This window comes from Streptomyces sp. NPDC090442 (genome assembly GCF_044769405.1).
Taxonomy (GTDB): Bacteria; Actinomycetota; Actinomycetes; order Streptomycetales; family Streptomycetaceae; genus Streptomyces.
Map to the genome: position 1 here is coordinate 1 of NZ_JBIVXW010000260.1, position 1,376 is coordinate 1,376.

At 66.7% G+C, this 1,376-nt stretch carries 1 protein-coding gene; it reads right to left on the minus strand.

Annotated elements, in window-relative coordinates:
• A partial coding sequence (locus tag ACIQU6_RS44885; RefSeq protein WP_403488529.1) for a reverse transcriptase domain-containing protein occupies nucleotides 1–788 on the minus strand: 788 nt, incomplete at its 3' end.
• Nucleotides 789–1,376 lie beyond the last annotated feature (588 nt).

Genomic DNA, 1,376 nt, shown 5'->3' on the forward strand with positions numbered 1-1,376 from the left:
GCATAACGGACCAGAATCCCGTCGTGCTCGTCCCATGCCCGGTCCAGCCGGTGCAGATAGACATTGCACATCAACGGTGAAACCACACCGCCCTGTGGGGTCCCGGTCACCGGCCGCCGTACCTGCCCGTCCTCCATCACCCCGGCGCGCAGGATCTGCCGCAAGAGCTTGAGGACGGACTGGTCGCAGACGCGCTCTTCGACCGCACGCATCAACTTTTCATGCGGGATCGCCGAGAAACACTCGGCGATGTCCGTCTCCACCACCCACCGCCTGCCCCGATAGTGCTCATCGATCAGCACCTGCAGGGCGTCATGCGCCGAACGTTTCGGGCGGAACCCGAAGCTGCACGGCAACATGTCGGCCTCGAAGACCGGCTCGAGCACGATCTTCATCGCGGCCTGCACGACACGGTCACGAACCGTCGGGATGGACAGCGGCCTTCGCTCGTCCTTCACCCCCGGCTTGGGGATGAGTACCCGGCGGGCAGGCAGGGGCCGATACTTCCCCTGCCTCAACTCGTCGGCCAGCTCGCCGAGGAGACGGTCGATGCCGTACTCTTCGACGCCGGCCAGGGTGGTGCGGTCGATGCCCGGTGCGCCGTTGTTGGCACGCACCATGGCCCACGCGCGCCGGAGCACATCCCTGCGGTGGATCTTGTCTCCCAGCGCGTGGAACCGCCGTCCGGGATCGGCCTTGGCCGCCCGGTAAAGCGCATGCTGCAAGGCGCGGACCTTGTCCGAGGGAGTATGTCCCTCGACGGCGGGACTAGCCGTTCGGGCACTCACCGGACCCCTCCTTGTCACCATGACGCACCGACGAAGCAGTGGCCCTTCCCTCACCGGGAGTTGTGTTGTCTCCTCGGCTCAAGCGGTACTACGGCCACCTCCGACGCCCACCCGGCCCGCGTCCACTTCCCGGGGTCACCGGTTATAGGACGCGCCGCTTCCGATGACGTCTATCCGCAGGTCACCGGGCCGGGGAGGGCCTCCCCAGTTCCCGCCGCCACCCTCGATACGTTCCGCGCCCCATACGCCGGGGAGTCCTTCACGGCTGCCCGTCCAGGATCTTCACCGCTTCCATGGCCTTCGCCCCGATTTCGAAGGGCTCGACACTCCCTCGTTCCACCCGAAAGAGTGGCTGAGTAACGACGCCGCAGGCTTCGCGTGATGCTACGGACCGTATCGTCGCTCCCCCTTGCAGGGCCTTTGACGCTGGGCTTCGACGCCGGACGTTTCCCTCCGACGCCGCCAGCCTGCTACCGGGCCTCCTGGCAGCTACCCGGACCGGACTTCCACCGGCAGGCGACGACGAGCTTCCGAACAGCAAGAACACCGCTACGTCACGGTGTCACCTCCTGTTCTGCTGGGCGCACG